We start from the raw sequence: 19932 nt of genomic DNA, 5'->3' as shown, positions 1-19932 counted from the left end.
CCACCACGCACGGCGGTGTAATGCCCGCTATGCGTGACCAGGCGCTATGTGGCGGGGGTCGGAGGTGGCGTCAGAGGTCGTGGGCGCGGGGGTCGACCCGGTCGGCGTCGATGCCGTAGTGCGCGATCGCCTCGGCGACGACCTCCGTCTTCACCTCGCCCTGGCGGGCCAGCGCCCACAGGGTGGCGACCACCACGTGGGGCATGTCGACCTCGAAGAACCAGCGCAGCTGCTCCCGGGTGTCGGAGCGACCGAAGCCGTCGGTGCCCAGCGGCACGAACGGGCTCCGCACCCACCGGGCCACCTGGTCGGGGACCATCTTCATGAAGTCGGTGACGGCGACGATCGGGCCGCCCTCGGCACCGAGGCGCTGGGTGACGAGCGGCGTGCGAGGCGTGTCCGTGGGATGGAGGCGGTTCCAGCGCTCGGTCTCCAGCGCCTGCTCACGCAGCCGCTTGTAGGAGGTGACCGACCACAGCTCGGCGCCGACGTCCCAGCGCTCGGCCAGCTCCTTCTGGGCGGCGCGGACGGCGCCCTGGGCGGTGCCGGAGAACAGGATCGTCGCCCGCGAGTCGGGCCCCTCGGGGGCGTCCGACCAGCGGTAGATGCCCTCGATGATCCCCCGGGTGACGCGCTCGGGGTCCTCGTCGTCCTCGGCCGGGACCGGCAGCGGCGGCATCAGGTAGTTCTCGTTGTAGAGCGTGAGGTAGTGGATGACGTCGCGCTCGTCGGCCAGCATCTCGTGCAGGCCGTGGTGGATGATCGTCGCCATCTCGTAGGCGAACGCCGGGTCCCACGCCTCGACCGTCGGCACGGTGCTGGCCAGCACGTGGCTGTGGCCGTCCTGGTGCTGGAGGCCCTCGCCGAGCAGCGTGGTGCGCCCGGCGGTGGCGCCGAGGAGGAAGCCACGGGCCCGGGAGTCGGCGGCCGACCAGATCAGGTCGCCGATCCGCTGGAAGCCGAACATCGAGTAGAAGGTGAAGAACGGCACCATCGGCACGCCGCGGTGCGCGTACGAGGTGCCGGCGGCGATGAAGCTGGCCAGCGAGCCGGCCTCGGTGATGCCCTCCTCCAGGATCTGGCCGTTGCGGGCCTCGGTGTAGGAGAGCAGCAGCTGGGCGTCGACCGGCTCGTAGACCTGGCCCTGCGCGGCGTAGATCTTGAACTCCTTGAACAGGGCGTCCATGCCGAAGGTGCGGGCCTCGTCCGGGATGATCGGCACGACGCGGGACCCGAACTGGGGGTCGCGGCACAGGTTCCGCAGCAGGCGGGTGAAGGCCATCGTGGTCGACACCTCCTGCTTGCCGGACCCGGCCATCACCTCGGTGAAGGTCGACTCGCCCGGCATCGTCACCGGCCGCTTCGTCTCCGTGAGGCGCTGGGGGAGCGGGCCGTCGAGCTGGCGGCGGCGGTCGATCAGATAGGTGTGCTCCACCGAACCGGGCTCGAAGCGCAGGTAGGGCGGCTCCTTGCCGTCGGCCAGGGCGTCCTCGGGGATGACGTCGTCGAGGAACAGGCGGGCGCGCATGGCCCGCAGCTGCTCGACGGTCATCTTCTTGATCTGGTGGGTGGCGTTGCGGCCCTCGACGTCGGGGCCGAGCGTCCAGCCCTTGATGGTCTTCGCCAGGATGACGGTGGGCGCGCCCACCTGCTCGGTGGCGGCCTTGTAGGCGGCGTAGAGCTTGCGGTAGTCGTGGCCGCCGCGGGGGAGGGTGCGCAGGTCGTCGTCGGAGAGGTGTTCCACCATCTTGCGCAGGCGGGGGTCGGGGCCGAAGAAGTGCTCGCGGATGTAGGCCCCGGACTCGACCGCGTAGCGTTGGAACTCGCCGTCGACCGTGGAGTTCATCTTGTTGAGCAGGACGCCGTCGCGGTCCTTCAGGAGCAGCTCGTCCCAGCGCGAGCCCCAGACGACCTTGATGACGTTCCAGCCGGCGCCGCGGAAGAGGGCCTCGAGCTCCTGGATGACCTTGCCGTTGCCGCGTACGGGGCCGTCGAGGCGCTGCAGGTTGCAGTTGACGACCCAGATGAGGTTGTCGAGCTGCTCGCGGGCGGGGAGCGTGAGGGCGCCGAGGGTCTCCGGCTCGTCGCACTCGCCGTCGCCGATGAAGCACCAGACCCGGCTGCTGCTGGTGTCGTCGATCTGGCGGTTGTGCAGGTAGCGGAGGAACCTTGCGTGGTAGATCGAGTTGAGGGGGCCGAGGCCCATCGACACCGTGGGGTACTCCCAGAAGCCCGGCATCAGGCGGGGGTGGGGGTAGCTGGAGAGGCCGTGGCCCTGGACCTCCTGGCGGAAGCCGTCGAGCTGCTCCTCGGTGAGGCGGCCGTCGAGGTAGGCGCGGGCGTAGACGCCGGGGGCGGCGTGGCCCTGGATGTAGACGGCGTCGCCGGCGAGGCCGTCCTCCTTGCCGCGGAAGAACCAGTTGAAGCCGACGTCGTAGAGCGACGCCGAGGAGGCGAACGTGGACAGGTGGCCGCCGATGCCGTCGGCGTGCTTGTTGGCCTTGATCACCATCACCGCCGCGTTCCAGCGGATGAAGGCCCGGATGCGGCGTTCGAGCTCGAAGTCGCCGGGGAACCAGGGTTCCTCCTCGGGCGGGATCGTGTTGACGTAGGGCGTCGACACCGATGCGGGGCTGCCGATCTGGAGCTCGCGTGCCCGTTCGAGGAGCTTCGACATGAGGAAGCGGGCGCGGCTCTTGCCGCCGGCGTCGACGACCGCGTCGAGGGAGTCGAGCCATTCCTGCGTCTGACCGGGGTCGATGTCGGGGAGCTGGTGCACGAACCCGTCGATGATCATCGCCCCATTGTGCCCGCCGTAAGTGGGGTCCCCGTCACGTGGCCCGGCATGATCCCGCTCCTCGGGCTCCCCTGGAGGCCGGGGGTCCCGGTGCGGTGGCGGGCACGCATTAGCTTGCGGCGATGCCTGCAAGCGTGCCTGGGACCACCGTCGTGTTCACGGACGGGGCGTGCCTGGGGAACCCCGGCCCCGGCGGGTGGGCGTGGGCGGCCGTGGATGGACCGTCGGCCAGCGGCGCCGAGGCCCGCACCACCAACCAGCGGATGGAGGTGACCGCGGTGCTCATGGCCCTGCGGACGCTGCCGGGCCGGCTGGAGGTGGTGAGCGACTCGACGTACGTCGTCAACTGCTTCCGCGACCGCTGGTGGGAGGGGTGGATCCGGCGCGGCTGGTTGAACTCCGCCCGCAAGCCGGTCGCCAACCGCGACCTGTGGGAGCCGTTGGTGGAGCTCTACCGCTCCCGCGGCGACGTGACGTTCCGCTGGGTCAAGGGCCACTCCGGCAACCCGATGAACGACCTCGTCGACGAACTGGCCGTCGCCGCCGCCCGCACCCAGACGGGCACCCCCTAACCTCGGGATCCGGGGCCGGCAGCCCTTGTCGGCTCGGCGGGGTATCCGGGGTTGGGGGCGCGGGTAGCGTCCGGCGGGTGCAGGTCGGGGTCGATACAGGTGGGACGTTCACCGACGTCGTGGCGGCGGACGGTCGGTCGACGAAGGTGCTGTCCACCCCCGACGACCCGGCTCGGGCCGTGGGGGCAGGGTTGGACGCCTTGCAGGTGCGGCCGAGCCTCCTGGCCCACGGCACGACGGTGGCGACGAACGCTCTGCTCGAGCGGCGGGGCGCAGCGGTGGCGCTGGTGACGAACGACGGCCTGGCCGACGTGGTGGAGATCGGGCGGCAGGACCGGCCGTCGCTCTACGACCAGCTCGCGGACCGACCGGAGCCGCTGGTGCCCCGGAACCTCCGCTACGAGGTGCGCGGGCGCCTGGCCGCCGACGGTCGCGAGATCGAGCCGCTGGACCTGGGCTCGCTGTCCCGACTCGAGCTGGGCGACGGCGTCGACACCGTGGCCGTCTGCCTGTTGCACGCCGACCTGAACCCCGACCACGAGCGGGCGGTGGCGGCCCACCTGCGGGCGCGGGGTCTCGACGTGGTGTGCTCGCACGAGGTGTCGCCCGAGATGCGGGAGTACGAGCGGACGGTGACCACGGTGATCAACGCCTCGCTGCGTCCGCGCACCCGGGGCTACCTCCGCCGCCTGACCGACCTGGCCGACGAGGTGCTGGTGATGACCTCCGCGGGTGGGCTCCTCCCGACGGCCGACGCGGCGGAGCTGCCGGCGGCCCTGCTGCTGTCGGGGCCGGCCGGGGGTGTGCGGGCGGGCGCCGCGGCGGCCGCGGCCAACGCCTTCCCCGATGCGGTCACGTTCGACATGGGTGGGACCTCCACCGACGTCTGCCTGATCCTCGACGGCGAGCCGGCGCCGGCGGCCCAACGCGATGTGGGTGGGTTCACGGTGCGGTTCCCTTCGCTCGACGTGCACACGATCGGCGCCGGTGGCGGTTCGATCGCCCGGCTCGACGCCGGTGGTGCCTTGGTGGTGGGGCCGGAGAGCGCCGGAGCCCGGCCCGGCCCGGCCTGCTACGGGCAGGGCGGCACGCAGCCGACCGTGACCGACGCCAACCTGGTCGCCGGCCGCATCCCGGCCGAGTCGGCCTTCGTTGGGCTCCGCCTCGACCGCGCTGCGGCCGAGGCAGCTCTGTCCTCGGCGGGTGTGTCCGCCGAAGGTGTCGTGGCTGTCGTCAACGCCAACATGGAGCGTGCGCTGCGGGCCGTGTCGGTGGAACGGGGCGTCGACCCCCGGGGCCTGGCCTTGGTCGCCTTCGGTGGCGCCGGCCCACTCCACGCCGCCGAGCTGGCGGACGCGTTGGGCATGAGCGCCGTCGTGGTGCCGTCGCGGGCCGGCGTGCTGTCGGCCGTCGGGCTGCTGACGGCACCCCGGCGGCGTGACCTCGTGCGGTCGTGGCCGACGCCGTCGGACCACACCGGCCTGACCGACGCCCTCCACGCCCTTGCCGAGGAGGCCGGAGAGCTCGCCTCCGGCGGGCTCGACCCGAGTGGCCACCGCCACGACGGCGCTCACACGGAGGTCGAGACCTCGCTCGACTGCCGCTATGCCGGCCAGAGTCACGAACTGACCGTCCCTGACGTCGACGCCTTCCACGCCGAGCACGCCCGTCGCAACGGCTACGCCCGGTTGGAGCAGTCCGTCGAGGTGGTCGCTCTACGTGCGACCGTGCGTCGCGCCGCGTCGGTGGACCTCGACAGGTTGCCTTTGCCGGACGGCCCGCCCCGCCGGTCGACCTATGGGCCCGCGGTCCTCGCCGAGGCCGATTGCACCGTCTGGGTGCCTGAGGGTTGGGTCGCTCGAGCCGGCGCCGCCGGCGCGTGGGTCCTGCGCCGCCAGGACTGACGGACAGCCCTCAGATGAGCACCACGAGCGTGCCGAAGCAGAGCGACGCGGTGACGGCGGTGCTGCCGGCGAAGCCGAGCAACGTCGTCCGGGTGCTCTGCCGCCGACTGCCGCGCATCTCGTCGAGGAGCCGGTCCTGTGTCTGCTGCACCCGTGCGTCGGTGCTGTCGAGCCGGTTCTCGACGCCGTCGAAACGGCGGTCGATGCTGCGCATTCGGGAGTCGATGCGGGCCGCGAGGGCGTCGGTACGTCGTTCGGTCTGGTTGATGCGATCGCCCATCGCTGCGAAGCGACCATCGTGCAGGACTATGCGGGCGTTGACCTCTTGTAGGCGGGCGTCGAGTCGGGCTTCGAGACGCCGCAGGTCATCTCTGGTCGGGGGATCAGCCCTGCCCCCGGGAAGCATGCTCATGGTGCTCCGTGTCCTGGATGCCGTTCAGAGTGCGATCCGCACACTACAGCGCGTCACGGGGGTATCTCGCAGCGCAGTGGTTGGTGGAGTGCTTGTGCATGTCACGTCCTTTCCGATGAACCTGACACGACGATATTCAGAGGGTGTGACAGTTAAGGCGGCGCAGCCGCGCCTGGCGTCGACACCCGGAGGCGGACCCCACGATGAGCCTTGATCCCGCCAGTCTCCAGGTGCTCTTGTCCCGGCTCACGGGCATCGCCGAGACGATGGGCGCCGTGCTGCGCCGGGCCGCGCACAGCCCGAACATCAAGGAGCGGGCCGACTGCTCGGCGGCGCTGTTCACCCCCGACGGCGAGTTGATGGTCCAGGCGGAGCACATCCCGGTGCACCTCGGCTCGATGCCCGCCAGCGTCCGGGCCGCCATCGATGCGTTCGGGGACACGCTCGGCCCCGGCGACCAGGTGATCCTCAACGATCCGTTCGCCGGCGGCACGCACCTGAACGACGTCACCCTCGTCGCTCCCTGCTTCGCCGACGGGACGCTGGTCGGCTGGGTGGCCAACCGGGCCCACCACGCCGACCTCGGCGGCGCCGCCCCCGGGTCGATCCCCGCCGACGCCACCGACGTGCACCAGGAGGGCCTGCGCATCCCGCCGCTCGTCTACGGGCCGTACGTCCGGGCGCTGTTCGAGGCCAACTCGCGCACTCCTGCCGAGCGGGTCGGCGACCTCGACGCCCAGGTCGGCGCCAACGCCGTCGGCGTCGCCCGCCTGGCCGAGCTGGCCGGGGCGCCGCTGGCCGAGATCGTCGACTACGGCGAGCGGCGGATGCGGGCCGCGCTCGACGGCCTCCCGGACGGGAGTTGGCGCTTCGAGGATGTGCTCGACTCGACCGGCTCCGCCGACGACCAGCAGCACCCGGCCCGGGTCGCGGTCGCGGTCACGGTGGTGGGCGACACGGTGACGTTCGACTTCACGGGGACCGACCCGCAGTCCCGGGGCAACGTCAACGCCGTGGAGGCGGTGACGGTGTCGGCGGTGTCGTACGCACTGCGGGCCGCGGTCGACCCGACGCTGCCTGCCAACGGGGGCGTGATGCGGCCGGTCACCGTGGTAGCACCCGCCGGCACGCTGGTGGCGGCGCTCCCGCCGGCCGCTGTCGGCGCCGGCAACGTCGAGGTGAGCCAGCGGGTGGCCGACGTGTGCCTGGGGGCGCTGGCCGAGCCGTGCCGACCCCGGGTGCCGGCGGCGGGCCAGGGCACGATGAACAACGTCCTGGTCGGCGGGTCGGGCTGGGTGTACTACGAGACCGTCGGCGGCGGCCAGGGCGGCCGCCCGGGCCCCCGACCCCACCCCGGCGAGTCAGGCATTCAAGTGGGGATGACCAACACCCAGAACACCCCGATCGAGGCTTTGGAGCGGGCGTTCCCGATGCGGGTCCTGCGCTACCGCCTGCGCCTTGGCAGCGGCGGCGCCGGCTTCTCCCCGGGCGGTGAGGGCATCGAGCGCGACCTCCAGGTCCTGGAGGACTGCACGCTGTCGCTGATCACCGAGCGCCGTGTCTCCCAACCGTGGGGCCTGTGGGGCGGTGGGCCCGGTGCGGTCGGCGAGAACTGGCTGCTCCCTGGCGGTGACGAGTCCCGAGCCGAACGCCTCCCTGACAAGTGCACCATCCAACTCAAGTCCGGTGACGTGGTCCGAATGCTTACGCCGGGTGGCGGCGGCTGGGGCCCAACACCGGCCTGAACCAAGGCACGAGATCGCCGGCTACGCGCTTCGTGTCAGGGCGAGCGGCGCCGCGGTTCTGTGCGCCTCGTGCCCGTGATCCCGGTGTCAGCAGTTCGTCGTCGTGGCGCTGGCCGTCTGACCGTTGCCGGCTACGACGGGGGGCTGATGCGTTGGAGCTGGGTCCACCCGCTCCAGCCGCGCTCCTCGAGTAGGCGCAGCAACCTCCGGGCGAACGGCACCGCGTTGACGAACACCTCGTCGAGCAAGGCGACCAACTCGTCGTCGAGCGCGAAGTCGGCGATCTGGTCCTCGCTCCAGTGTTCGGCGTCCTCCTCGAACATCGCCACGAGCCGGTCGGCGACCGCGGGCAGGCGTGGATCATCGGTGTCCCAGTCGGCCGCCTCGACGAGGTCGACGTACATCGCGGTGACGGCCGGGTCTTCGATCTGGCTGCGCTTGAGCGCCATCAGTGCCGGCATCTGGTCGGGGATCTGCGCGGCCACGAGGATCCAGGCGTCGCGCTCCATCTCGATCGCCCGCTCCGGGACGTCGAGCTCGCGCAGCCGGTCGAGGTAGTCGACCGCCTCGGGCGGCAGCGCTAGCCGGTCGCCGGCCGCGAGCTCGGTGACGCGTTCACGGTGGCGCTGGCGCTCGCAGATCTCGGAGCGCAGGCGGCGATCGATCTCCTCGATCGCCGCGGCGAAGTCCTCCTCGTCGGCGGTCAACAGCTCCTGCACCCGCGACAGCGGCACGCCGGCCTCGGCCAGCGTCTTGATCCGGATCAGCTCGACGACGGCTGCCGCGTCGTAGCGCCGGTACCCCGAGTGGTCGCGCTCAGGCTCGGGCAGCAACCCCTTGGCGTGGTAGTGGCGCACCGCCCGCACAGTCACCCCGGCGTACGCCGCGAGCTGGCTGATCGTCAGCATGTCGGACCGCTGTTCATCGAGGTCAGTGTGCCGGGCGGTTCAGGCGAGCTTGCGGTGGTACGTGCGCACGGCGAGCGCGTAGGCCACGACCAGGAGGCCGACGCACCAGGCGAGTGCGGTCCACAGATCGTTACCGAGCGGCTGGTCGGCGTACAGGTTCCGGAGCGTGTTGACGATCGAGGTGACGGGCTGGTGCTCGGCGAACCACTCCACGGGGCCGGGCATCCCGGTGGTGGGCACGAAGGCCGAGCTGACGAACGGCAGGAACAGCAGCGGATAGGCGAACGCGCCTGCGCCGTCGGGTGACTTCGCGGCGAGCCCGGCGCTGACTGCCAGCCAGGTCAGCGCCAGGGTGAACAGCACGATGATGCCAAGCACCCCGAGCCACGCGACGACGCCGGCTCCCGAGCGGAACCCGATCGCCAGGGCGACGAGGACGACCAGCACGAGCGAGATCAGGTTGGCGATCAGCGAAGTCAGCACGTGCCCCCACAGGACTGCCGAGCGGGCGATCGGCATCGACTGGAACCGCTCGAAGATCCCGCCGGAGACATCGGTGAAGAGGCGCAAGGACGTGTAGGCGACGCCTGACGCGACCGTGATCAGCAGGATGCCCGGCAGGAGGTAGTTGACGTACTTGCTGCCGCCCGTGTCGATCGCTCCGCCGAAGACGTAGACGAACATCAACAACATGACGATCGGTGTGATCGCGGTGGTGATGATCGTGTCCGGGCTGCGCAGGATGTGGCGCAGGGAGCGGCCCAGCAGCGCGCTCGTGTCGCTGAGGAAGTGGTTGTTCATCGTCCGACCTCACTTGTCCGTGGCGACCGGGGGGCCGCTGTGTCGCTCAGGGGGGCTTCCCCACCGGTGCGACGACCGACGAGAGCGAGGAAGATGTCTTCGAGGCTCGGCTGCTTCTCGACGTACTCCACCTGGGCCGGAGGCATCAGCGCCTTGAGCTCGGCGAGCGTGCCGTTCACGAGGATCCGGCCCTCGTGGAGGATCGCGATCCGTTCGGCGAGCTGCTCAGCTTCATCGAGGTACTGCGTGGTGAGCAGAACCGTGGTGCCGCCCTGGGCGAGTTCGCGGACGGATTGCCACACCTCCAGGCGAGCGTGCGGGTCGAGTCCGGTGGTCGGCTCGTCGAGGAACACCACCGGCGGGCTCCCGATCAGGCTCATCGCGATGTCGAGACGGCGGCGCATACCGCCCGAGTAGGTCGCCACCCGACGTCCCCCAGCGTCAGTGAGCGAGAAGCGGGCGAGCAGGTCGTCGGCGATCCGGCCCGGTTGGTCGAGGTGCCGCAGCTTGGCGATCAGCACCAGGTTCTCGCGTCCGGTGAGGATCTCGTCAACGGCGGCGAACTGCCCGGTGAGACTGATCGACTCGCGGACGTCCGCGGCCTGTGTGACGACGTCGAACCCGTTCACCACGGCCGTGCCGCCGTCGGCCCTGAGGAGCGTGGAGAGGATCTTCACGACCGTGGTCTTGCCGGCCCCATTGGAGCCGAGAAGGGCGAAGATGCTGCCCGGCGCCACGTCGAGGTCGACGCCGCGAAGCACCTCGAGGTCGCCGTACGACTTCATGAGCCCGGCGATCCTGATGGCTGGTGTCCTACTCATGAAACCAGCCTGCAGGGTTGACCTCGCGTCAAGGTCAAGCTCAATGTCGCGAGACGTCGCCGGCGGTGGCAACTGCTGCTGCGGCCTTGCGCCAGCCGCGGTGGGAACTCCTCGTCGCTTCGCGGCCTCGCCGCCGAATGTCGTCGCAGGGGGCCTCGGTGGGCCCATGCTCCGAGGCGTAGCTCGTCAGTGGCCGCGCCGGGAGTGTGGAGGGTCGAGGCTCGGTGTGGTTGCTGGGTGCGTGTGGGCGGCCGCCGTCACCGACGGCCTTCCTAACCAGGCGACCTCGATGTCAAGGGAGCGCGGGCGGGTGCCACGAGCTATGCAGCCACCCGGCGGTCTGTTCGGGTGACCGGCGCCCATCGAGTCCAGCTTCGACCAGCCATCCGCCAACAACTTGGCTTCCATCGCAACCACCTTCCGGGCCATGGCAGCCAGGACTACCCCAGACCCCAACTCAGGTGTCAGCGATCACCCGCCACACCCCTGTCAGCGAACTCACGACAGCTGACAGGTGCTACATGCGGCCCTATCAACTCGTAACTGGCGAGCGGCCAGCCGGGTCAGCGCAGCACGGCGTGCACGATGTACACCGGCAGGGCCACGACCAGCACCTGGAGCAGCAGGGCCCCGTAGATGAGCCCGGCCAGCAGGGCGATCAGCAGCAGCACGCACACGGCGATCGTCACGACCAGCAGTGCGCCCAGCACCCAGCCGACGGCGTCGCCGACCACGCGCTTCACCCAGCCCCAGGGCGTGGTGGGCCGGGGGCGGCGCAGCACCGGAGCGCCGGCCGGGCCGGCCAACAGCTGGGCGCCCATCGCCTCCAGCCGCCGCAGCCGCACGTCCATGGGCGGGATGAAGCGGTCGAGCCCGCTGCGCATCAGGCTCTGCCCGCCGGCGTCGCCGGCCGCCTCGTTGAGGGCCTTCTGGTACTCGGCCTGGACGGCGGTGCTCTCGCTCAGGCGGCGCCGCACGTGGTCCCTGGTCGACTCGCCGGGCCGACGCGCCTCGGCCCGCAGGGCGTGCATGCGCTCGTCGAAGCGGCGCTTGGCCAGCCCCTGCTCGATCTCGGGGCCCACCACGAACAGGTGCGACCACGGGCCCGCGGGCACCGGGGTCGACCGCCGGCCCAGGTGCTTGAAGGCCCGCACCAGGGCGTCCGGGTTGCGGGTGAGCTCGACGGCGGTGGCGTCGGCCAGCAGCCGCCGCCGTCGCCACAGCGCGCCCATGATCGGGGTGACGAGGAAGAGGCCGACCAGGCCGTGGGTCAGGCTGTAGGCCACCGACGAGGCCAGGAACGGGAAGGTCAGGCAACCCGAGCGGCGGTCGCCCGGCCCCTCCTCACCGCCGAGCATGGCCAGGTCGGCCATCTCCTCGGCGATGTAGTGCTCCTCACGGCCGTCCCTCAGCGGCCCGTCGGGGCGCATCGCCAGGCGGACCAGGCGCCGCAGCACCCGCCGGGTCTTGCGGCTGAACGGGGCCGCCAGCGCGGCGCCCACGAGGTCGAAGGTCTGGAAGACCGAGGCGACCACCAGCGCCGCGTGCAGGTCGCCGTTGACCACGGTGGCCAGGAGGTCGGCGATGACCGCGCTGGTGGGGTCGCGGCCCAACTCCTCGAGCAGGGCCTTGTGGACGATGATCGTCACGTCGTCGACCGACCGGCCCACCACGGCCGCGTTCACGGCGTCGCTGTCGACCACCATCACCCGCGGCGGCACGATGCCAGCGGCGAGGGCCATCTCCTCCACGAGGTTGACGAGCCGGCGCTCCTCCGGGTCGGTGAGGTCGGGGAGACGGGCGCCCGAGGCCAGCACCACCGCGCCGGCGGCCGAGCGCATGAAGATGCGGCGCACGGCCAGCCAGGCGAGGCCCATGACCACCATGCCCGGCACGAGCAGGCCCCCGGCGACCGGGACGTTGTCGAGCCCGCCGTAGCCGTCGCCGATGTCGGGCGTGGGCACCACCAGGTTCACCACGTCGGCGGTGACGAGCACCAGCGCCGACGCGAACGGCGACACCAGCACGCTCAACGGCAGGCCCAGCACCAGCACCGCACCCGCCGACAGGGCGGTGAAGCGCCACGACGACCGGCGGTGGCGCGCCTGCGCCTCGTAGAAGGTCTCGCGACCGTCTCGACCAGTGACCGCCATCGCGCCTCCGGACGCCAGCGTGCCGGCTCCTCACCTCGAGTGTCCCACGGAGAGGGGGTCGTCCAGTCCTCGTTCAGCGCCTAGAAATGGAGGGGTGCACCTCACCTCGAGAGGGTTGGGCGAGGCGCCTGCTGTCGTGTCTGCAAGAAGACTGTGGAATCTGCGCCTTCTGTTGGGCTTACTCAGGTAGCCGGACTGACGTCGGGTCGGCGTGTCGCGTGCGGTGACCAACACCCAGAACACGCCGATCGAGGCTTTGGAGCGTGCGTTCCCGATGCGGGTCCTGCGCTACCGCCTGCGCCTTGGCAGCGGCGGCGCCGGCTTCTCCCCGGGGGGCGAGGGCATCGAGCGCGACCTCCAGGTCTTGGAGGACTGCACGCTGTCGCTGATCACCGAGCACCGTGTCTCCCAACCGTGGGGCCTTTGGGGCGGCGGGCCGGGTGCGATAGGAGAGAACTGGCTGCTCCCCGGCGGCGACGAGTCCCGAGCCGAACGCCTCCCTGACAAGTGCACCATGCACCTGAAGGCTGGCGATGTCGTCCGGATGCTCACCCCCGGCGGTGGCGGCTGGGCCCAACAACGCCCTGACCCAAGGCGCGAGATCGCCGGTTCGGTGGTCGACCGACCGCTCGGTGAGCCGGTGCTCATGGCCAGACACCGGACCTGGATCCCGCGGTGCCGGGCGACCGATGCCACACCGGCGGTGCGACAGCCGGCGAGGCCGACGAGCACGTACTCGACAGGCCTGGCGCCGTGGTCCTCCGAGGCGAAGCACTCCGGGTGGTCGACGTCGAAGGTGTAGGTCGACCGGTGGCGGTGCTCGGTGCCGAGGCCGGTGAAGCCGTCGACGGTGGAGCGGCTGTGGGTGCCGCGCTACCAGGTGCAGGTGGCCTTCCAAGTCAACTCCGCCGCCTCGGCGGGCGCATCGTTGAGCGCAGCGCGGGCGCCGAGCAGGGCGTCCACGTCCACGCCGTTGTCGACGGGCTGGGTGGTGGTGGTCATCGCAGTTGTCCTCCGTCGGACGGTTGTCGGTGCGCTCAGGCGATCGAGGTCGGGGTCGGGGCCGGCTGCTCGGGGCCGAGCACCACGGGAAGGGCGCCGAGGCCGCGCAGCACAAGGCCGTCGCCGTGCGACCAGGCCAACTCGTCCCTGGGGACGGCGAGGCGGAGGTCGGGGAAGCGGCCGAGCAGCCGGCGGAAGGCGACGTCAGCCTCCATGCGGGCGAGTGGGGCGCCGAGGCAGTGGTGGGCGCCGTGACCGAACGCGAGGTGCCGGCGGGGTGGACGGGTGACGTCGAGGCGGTCGGGCTCGTCGACGAAGGCGGGGTCGCGGTTGGCGGCACCGAGGCTCACCAGCACCTGACGGCCGCTCGGGACCGTCACGCCGTCGAGCTCGACCGGCGCGGTCGTGACCCGGAAGGTGGCGTGGGGCACGGGCGCCGTGAAGCGCATCAGCTCCTCGACGGCCCCGGGCACGAGCCCGGCGTCGTCACGCACCAGTGCTAGCTGGTCGGGATGGTCGAGCAGGGCCACCACGCCGTTGCCGATGAGGCTGCTCGTGGTGTCGTGACCGGCCACCACCAGCTGGAACAGCGACGAGAGCGCCTCGGCGCGGGTGGCGTCGCCCCGGGCCACGGCCGCGACGAGCACGGCTACGACGTCGCCGTCCGGGTCCGGCGTGGCGCCGTCCACCAGGGCGCGGAGCGTCCCCGTGACGAGGTCCGAGGCGGCCACCGCCTCGGGGGGCGGGGGCCACGGCCAGGGCCGGAGCAGCGTGGCGAAGGCGTCGTGGAGGACCCGGCGGTGGGCGCCGTCCACGCCGAGGAGCTCGCAGACGACGGCGAACGGCAAGGGGTGGGCGAAGCCGCCGCGGAGGTCGACGACGGTGTCGGGTCCCCGCTCGGCGAGCTCGTCGAGCAACTGGTCGGCGAGGCGCTCGACGGCGGGGCGCAGGGCCGCGACCTGCGACGGGCGAAACGCCGAGGCGACCAGGCCCCGGAGCCGGCCGTGGTCGGGTGCGTCCATGGCCAGCATGTGGTGGGCGAAGTCGGGGCCCGGGAGCCCTTCGGCCACGACGTCGGGGTCCTGGTCGAGGGCGGCCACCATGTCCTTGGACAGCCGGTCGTCGCCGAGCGCCTGGCGGGCGGCCGCGTGGCCGAGCACGACCCAGGCGTCGTGGCCGAAGGGCAGCCGGACGTGCTGCACCGGGCAGCGCGAGCGGGCCTCGGCGAAGGTCGGGAAGGGGTCGTCGCGGACGGCGTCGCCCCACCCGCCCCACTCGACGGCGCTCACGAACGCTCCGGCCGGTAGCCCGTGCAGAGGAGCGCCACGTCGCGCAGCCGACCGTCGGCCCCCGCGTCGGCGTACACCTGCTGTTCGACCAGCAACGGCCCCTCGCCGATGTCGGGGTCGGACAGGCGGACCCGCCAGTGCAGGTGGACGCGACCGCCGACCTCACCGACGACCGCCTCGACCATCTCCCACCGCTCGGCACCGCCGAACCACCGGGCGAACGTCGAGCGCACGGCGTCGGCCCCCTCCAGGTCGAGGACACGGCGCGGGAGGAGGGCGCGGAAGCGCACCGCGTCGGCGAGGGTGCCGGCGAGCAGGTCGAAGTCGCGGGCGGCGAGCCCGTCGACGAAGCGGCCGGCGACCTCGAAGCTGAGCGCGTCGTCGGCCGGGACGGTCGTGGGATCGGTCGGGGTGGCCGTTGGAGTCATGCGTCCGTTCTACGGACGCTGCCCGATCGGCGCATCGGTCAGGTGACTTATGTTCCTGCTCAAACTTCAGCGGTCAGCCCGGTCAGCCCGGGCAGCCCGGTCAGTCGTCGGTGGGCTCGTCCACCAGGCCGTGGCGCATCGCGAACAGCGCGGCCTCGGTGCGACCGGAGACGCCGAGCTTCGTGTACACGTGCTCCAGGTGGGAGGTGACCGTGCGGCGGGCCACACCCAGCGCGGCGGCGATCTCGGGATTCGACCGGCCTCGTGCCAGCTGCACGACGACGTCGACCTCGCGGGGCGTCAGCCCGCCGGGCAGGCCCGCCCGTCGACGCACCCGGTGCCCGCCGGCGGACAACACGGCGTTGACGGCGTCGCCGTCGAGACGACCGGCGACGACCTCATCGCGCAGGACCCGCTCGGCCTCCGGCGCCGTCACCGCCGGCCGGTGCGGTCGGGGCCCGCGCAGGGCCTCGTAGACATCGGCGGCAGCCAGGACCCGAGCGCTGATCGGGATCGCGTCGGCGGTGACGCCCTTCGGGTAGCCCGACCCGTCGAGGCGCTCGTGGTGGAGAGCCGCACACTGGCCGATGCGCCGCAGCGTGGGCGTGCGCGCCAACATCCGCTCGGTCAGGTACGGGTGCGTGCGGGCCCGTTCGCGCTGGCCCATCGTCCACTGGCCCGTCTCCGTCCACACCGTGCTCGACACGCCGATGACGCCCACATCGTGGACCCACCCCGCCCGGCGGACGACGGCCACCTCGGACGGCGGCAGACCGAGGAACGAGGCGGCGCCGCCGGCCAGCGTCGCCACCCCCCGGCTGTGCCCCGTGCGGTGCGGGTCCTTGAGATCGGCGAAGTCGCCGAAGGTCGCGAGCGCCTCGTCGAAGAGGCCGTCGCCCATGGGCCTGCCGAGCGACGGGTCGAGCGCGATGACCTCGTCCCAGGCCGACAGGTCGGCGAGGTCGGCGAGGATCCCCGCGGCGTGGTCGCAGAAGCAGTCGACCAGCTCCGGATCGAACTGCGTGCCCCGCCGCTCGCGAGCCACGGCGACCGCGACCTCGACCCCGCCGACGTGGTGGAACGCCTCCACGTTGTCGGCCAGGTGGACGAGCCGGATGGCTGGTGCCACCTGCTGGCTGCCGACCTTGCCCGGCACACCCTTGCCGTCCCAGCGCTCGAAGGCCTGGAGCAGCGGCGTGCGCACGTCGTCACCCAGTCCGAGCCGCTCGGCGAAGTCGCCGGCCGCCTGGCAGTGCGACTCCATCACCTTCCGCACCGAACGCCCGGCCGTGGCCAGGAACCGGCCGACCATGCCGACCCGGCGCAGGCCTGGGCCGCCCCGGCCGAGGTGCCGGGCGACGAACATGCCCATGGCCATGGGCGTGAGGTCGCCGTCGTGGGTGTCGGCGTACAGGTCGGCCTCCTCGCCGAACAGGACCGCGAGGTCGCTCGTATCGGCCGCGCAGCCGACCCAGGTCAGCAGCGACGCGTAGTACGTGGCGGCCCGGACCTCAGGGCCCACGCCCGCCGTCTCGGCCAGGCGCATCGCGATCACCGTCTGGCGCAGCACCCGCTCGACCGGACGACCCATGCCCAGGTCCGACGCGATCGACAGCGTCGAGACCAGCTCCGCCAGACTCGGGGTCGCGGCCGCACTGTTCACGCCTCCATCCTCGCCCACCGCCGGTGCTCCGAGCGCTGATCCAAGGCCTTGGGTCTCGGCCAGCGCTGGACCGACAGCGCAGCGCCGTCTCGCTCATCACCGAGCGACGGGTTTCACATCCGTGGGGTCTCTGGGGTGGCGAACCTGGGGTCGACTCGCACGCGCACGGATCGGCCGGTTCGGTGCGGCTATTGCGCGGCAGGAAGCCTGGTTGTTCTGGGCGCGTCGAGCGGGTCAATACCGGTTCAGGCCGGTTTAGCCATCCATCCCTGGTCGGGCTTCCTGATGGTGCCCGTCTTCACCTTGGCCAACGCCGGAATCCAGGTGGATCGTGGTGCGGTCGGCCACGCGTCGATCTCCTGTGGTGGTGGCTCATCTGTCGACGCCGCTAACTCGTACGCTCCTCCCGGGCCTGCCGGATCTGGGCAACGAGCCACGTCAGACTCCAGAGGTTCGTAGGGTTCGTATGGTCGGCCCGTCGCTCCACGAGGATGATGAGCTCTGCCAGCGTCTCGGGGCGATCGCTCAGTATCCAGAGGTCTCGCCAGGTGCGGACACCGCTGCGGTGCTCGCAAAGCCCTGCGCTGGCTACTGGATCGGCACCGTCGTAGAGCACCAAGGCCGACGACTCCTGAGTTGCGCTCAGCACGGGTACCGAAGCGCGCAAGATCGTGAGCCCGCGACTCTCCAGCTCTTCAGCAGCGGCCTCGGCCTCGTGCCGCTCTCTCTCGACCAGGCGAACCCGTTCGGTCGAGGAGATCCTTCCCAGCACCGAGGCAAGTCGGGATGCCTCCGCCTCGGTCGGCGGCTGGGTGTGGAGCAGCCGACGGAGGACCGCGGGGTCGTAGATCAGCTTCGCTCGCCAGTTCTCCAGGACCCGGGCGCTGACATCTACGGTGATCCACCGCTTCGGCCGGCGTGCCAGTCCGAGAACGGTGACCATCTCCCCTCCCTTCCCCCAATAGGCGTCGACGAGGTAGACCTTCGTTCCCGGCGAGAAGTGCTTGGTGCCGCGGCGGACCTGCCCTTCGGACCCGTGGAGCCGTTCAACAACGACGTTCCCCACGACGCACCAACGGGGTTGGTCCGATACGGCTGATCCCTCAGCCCCCTGCGCCGCGTCAGGTGACCCGCGCTCGTCCACCACGACAGACAGCCTCGCGCCGCGCTCCCCGGCCAACCATGGGGTTATTCACCGGGGAGCCTGGCAGCAGGCCCGACCAAGGACGTTTGGCGTACGCCCTCCACCTCAAGACATCCGTCTTCGAAGGCGTGCCTGCAAGGCATGGCGCCCGTCTCTCCGGCCGCATCACTCTGCCGGATCTGTACGGAAAGTCGCGCCAGCTGACGGTCGCGCTTATATGCGCCTCCGAACCCTCGACGGGGCACACCGCAGGGTGGTGACGACCGTCAGCGTGGGGGTTCGACTCGGTCCGCCGAGGTGGCAGCCAGGGTGTCCAGACTCGGGGACGACCGTCGGTGAGCTCGGGCTGGTGGGCTGGCCGGCAGTGGGAGCGGGGCAACCCTCGCCGCCGTCCTCGGTGTTCCCGCCGGCAGCCCCCTGAGGAAGGGCCCCGGGCCCACAGGCGCTCGGGCCAAGGGCGCTACGGCCGGCGTCTTGCCTGAGAGCCGATCAGTAGCTCGCCCTGGCGGTGGCCCGGAGTGTCCTGCCCTCCCCTAGCGAGGGAGATTCCTTGGCCCTCCGGTCAGGTCAGGGCACTGGTCGGCGTCGACCTGGGCGAGGGCATAGAACTCCACGCTGGTTCTCTTCGTCCTGGCTCCGCCACCGTGATGTCGCAAGACATCGTGAATCCCTGAACCACGCGGCGCTCTAGCGATCACGGCCGATACTTCGTCGGACGATCCGGCGGATCGCCGCCGTGGTCGCCAGCACGGTGGCGATCAGGAAACCCCAAAATCCGGCGGAGTCGAGGGTGACGCAGCCCTTGCCGGCCAAGTCCTCGCGTTCGGGCTGCTTGGATCGGGACGACGCCGGGTGGGGCCAACGGGGCTTGGGTACGGCCCCGTGCAGTTCGAGGCCGTGCCGGCGCTGCTCTTCGAGATCGTCCGGCTCGACCGTCATGACGACAACGTATCGGTGTTGCCCTGGTCGACGACGTCAGGTCAACGCACCGGGCCGGCAGTGACCGAACTCCCATGGCGGTGATCCTTCAGGCCGGGCAGCGATCGGTCGCTACGACACGTCGACCGTCGTGAAGGCTCCTGACCTCGCCATTCCTGGTGTCCGCAATGGGTCAGTCGGTCCGCTGATATCGGCGTCCCCAGACGAGATGAGACTCGACGACGCGGCACTCGGCACCCCTTTGCTGGTTCCCTAGGCTCGCCAAATGGCTCTCAGACTGGACAACGTCGGCGTCGTCGTCGAAGACCTCGCCGGGGCGATCGAGTTCTTCCGCGAACTTGGCCTAGAGCTCGAAGGGCGAGCCATGGTCGAGGGCGAGTGGGCAGGGCGCGTCACCGGCCTGGGCGACCAACGCGTCGAGATCGCCATGATGCGCACCCCGGACGGCCACGGCCGGCTCGAACTCTCGCGCTTCCTCGCGCCGCAGGTGGTCGCCGATCACCGGAACGCCCCGGTGAACGCCCTGGGCTACCTCCGAGTGATGTTCGCAGTGGACGACATCGACGACACCCTCGACCGGCTGGTCAAGCACGGCGCGCAGCTCGTCAGCAATGACGTGGTCCAGTACGAGAACGCGTACCGGCTCTGCTACGTCCGCGGGCCTGAAGGCATTCTCATCGGGCTCGCCCAAGAACTCAGCTGAGCCTGAACTCGCCGCAGCGACGCAGCCGACCGTCTGCGCGACGCGACTCGGCGGCGATCGTTGCTGGCAGCCCCACCCGGCCGTCGATGAGCGGGGCCGCCGAGGCACCGCACGTTCGCCGCGCATCCCCAGCCCCGAACCGGCACCCCGCTGGCGGCGCGGAGGGTCGCGATCCGAGCACGCGCGAAACGAGACTCCACAGATCGCGCCCATCTAACCCGGCGCCGGTCCCTGGCCGGTCCGCCAACCGGGTGGCGGCCGTGAAGCTCAACTCGCTGGCGAAAGAGGCGGCCGGCAGGGTCACCGCACGCGTGTCGCACGGTCGGCGACCTGAATGTGGGCCAGCAGACGACGCGAACCTGCCCCCGAAGGGCGACGCATGGGGCGACCTTCGGGGGCAGGAACGTTGCGGGTTGCCGGCGTTGGTCAGCCGACGGGTTCGCGCTGCTTGACGATCGGGGCTGGCCTGGGGCGGGCGCCGTCGGCTCGTGTTCCAGGTGTTCCATCAGGTGCGCGCCTTCGACGTCGACGTTGGGCAGCAGGCGGTCGAGCCATCGGGGCAGCCACCACGCCTTGCGGTCGAACAGCGCCATCGTCGCGGGGACGACCAGCATCCGCACCACGGTGGCGTCGAGGAAGATGGCCGAGGAG

At 71.3% G+C, this 19932-nt stretch carries 17 protein-coding genes; 5 read left to right on the top strand and 12 right to left on the bottom strand.

Annotation, left to right across the window (positions count from 1 at the left end):
* Positions 1-70 precede the first annotated feature (70 nt).
* Positions 71-2797: a pyruvate dehydrogenase (acetyl-transferring), homodimeric type gene (gene aceE, locus VK611_02240; GenBank protein HMG40110.1), complete on the bottom strand. Its 2727-nt coding sequence runs from the start codon at positions 2795-2797 to the stop codon at positions 71-73.
* 122 nt (positions 2798-2919) lie between these two features.
* Here aceE and VK611_02235 point away from each other — a divergent pair, with 122 nt between their 5' ends.
* Positions 2920-3369, top strand: coding sequence for a ribonuclease H (locus VK611_02235; protein ID HMG40109.1), 450 nt, complete (start codon positions 2920-2922; stop codon positions 3367-3369).
* Positions 3370-3446: 77 nt separating this feature from the next.
* The gene (locus tag VK611_02230; protein ID HMG40108.1) at positions 3447-5273 is read left to right on the top strand and encodes a hydantoinase/oxoprolinase family protein; all 1827 of its coding nucleotides are present in this window, start codon (positions 3447-3449) and stop codon (positions 5271-5273) included.
* A 10-nt stretch (positions 5274-5283) separates the two neighbouring features.
* Here the strand turns inward: VK611_02230 and VK611_02225 are convergent, their stop codons facing one another.
* Positions 5284-5553, bottom strand: a complete 270-nt coding sequence (locus VK611_02225; GenBank protein HMG40107.1) for a hypothetical protein — start codon at positions 5551-5553, stop codon at positions 5284-5286.
* Between the two features lie 335 nt (positions 5554-5888).
* On the opposite strand from VK611_02225, the gene VK611_02220 reads away from it, so the two are divergent.
* Positions 5889-7430, top strand: coding sequence for a hydantoinase B/oxoprolinase family protein (locus tag VK611_02220; GenBank protein HMG40106.1), 1542 nt, complete (start codon positions 5889-5891; stop codon positions 7428-7430).
* A 131-nt stretch (positions 7431-7561) separates the two neighbouring features.
* Here VK611_02220 and VK611_02215 read toward each other — a convergent pair whose 3' ends face one another.
* The 4 genes from VK611_02215 to VK611_02200 form a co-directional block, all read right to left on the bottom strand.
* Positions 7562-8338 carry a MerR family transcriptional regulator gene (locus tag VK611_02215; protein ID HMG40105.1) on the bottom strand — a complete coding sequence of 259 codons (777 nt, stop codon included), beginning with the start codon at positions 8336-8338 and terminating at the stop codon, positions 7562-7564.
* Positions 8339-8377: 39 nt separating this feature from the next.
* Entirely contained in the window at positions 8378-9139 is a 762-nt protein-coding gene (locus VK611_02210) for an ABC transporter permease (GenBank protein HMG40104.1), read from the bottom strand.
* On the bottom strand, positions 9136-10128 hold the full coding sequence (locus VK611_02205) for an ATP-binding cassette domain-containing protein (protein HMG40103.1): 993 nt from the start codon (positions 10126-10128) through the stop codon (positions 9136-9138). The genes VK611_02210 and VK611_02205 overlap by 4 nt, the downstream gene beginning before the upstream one ends.
* Positions 10129-10523: 395 nt before the next feature.
* The gene (locus tag VK611_02200; protein HMG40102.1) at positions 10524-12113 is read right to left on the bottom strand and encodes a M48 family metalloprotease; all 1590 of its coding nucleotides are present in this window, start codon (positions 12111-12113) and stop codon (positions 10524-10526) included.
* A gap of 211 nt (positions 12114-12324) precedes the next feature.
* Here VK611_02200 and VK611_02195 point away from each other — a divergent pair, with 211 nt between their 5' ends.
* Positions 12325-12915 (top strand): hydantoinase B/oxoprolinase family protein, encoded by a 591-nt coding sequence (locus VK611_02195; GenBank protein HMG40101.1) that lies wholly within the window; start codon positions 12325-12327, stop codon positions 12913-12915.
* Positions 12916-12986: 71 nt separating this feature from the next.
* On the opposite strand, the gene VK611_02190 is transcribed toward VK611_02195, so the two are convergent.
* The 6 genes from VK611_02190 to VK611_02165 all read right to left on the bottom strand — a co-directional run bounded on the left by VK611_02190 (position 12987) and on the right by VK611_02165 (position 18578).
* Positions 12987-13115, bottom strand: a complete 129-nt coding sequence (locus VK611_02190) for a hypothetical protein (protein HMG40100.1) — start codon at positions 13113-13115, stop codon at positions 12987-12989.
* A gap of 35 nt (positions 13116-13150) precedes the next feature.
* Entirely contained in the window at positions 13151-14404 is a 1254-nt protein-coding gene (locus VK611_02185) for a cytochrome P450 (GenBank protein ID HMG40099.1), read from the bottom strand.
* Positions 14401-14832, bottom strand: a complete 432-nt coding sequence (locus tag VK611_02180) for a nuclear transport factor 2 family protein (protein HMG40098.1) — start codon at positions 14830-14832, stop codon at positions 14401-14403. Before VK611_02180 ends, VK611_02185 begins: the two co-directional genes overlap by 4 nt.
* Positions 14833-14932: 100 nt before the next feature.
* Positions 14933-16495, bottom strand: a complete 1563-nt coding sequence (locus VK611_02175) for an HD domain-containing phosphohydrolase (GenBank protein HMG40097.1) — start codon at positions 16493-16495, stop codon at positions 14933-14935.
* A gap of 388 nt (positions 16496-16883) precedes the next feature.
* Positions 16884-17642 (bottom strand): hypothetical protein, encoded by a 759-nt coding sequence (locus tag VK611_02170; protein HMG40096.1) that lies wholly within the window; start codon positions 17640-17642, stop codon positions 16884-16886.
* Positions 17643-18326: 684 nt separating this feature from the next.
* Complete coding sequence (locus VK611_02165; GenBank protein HMG40095.1) at positions 18327-18578, bottom strand: hypothetical protein; 252 nt, start codon at positions 18576-18578, stop codon at positions 18327-18329.
* Positions 18579-18843: 265 nt separating this feature from the next.
* On the opposite strand from VK611_02165, the gene VK611_02160 reads away from it, so the two are divergent.
* On the top strand, positions 18844-19281 hold the full coding sequence (locus VK611_02160; GenBank protein ID HMG40094.1) for a VOC family protein: 438 nt from the start codon (positions 18844-18846) through the stop codon (positions 19279-19281).
* Positions 19282-19932: the final 651 nt, after the last annotated feature.

This window comes from Acidimicrobiales bacterium (assembly GCA_035316325.1).
Lineage (GTDB): Bacteria > Actinomycetota > Acidimicrobiia > Acidimicrobiales > VFJN01 > DASXTK01.
The sequence above is the reverse complement of the archived record's forward strand: the minus strand, read 5'-3'. Positions and strand labels throughout refer to the sequence as shown.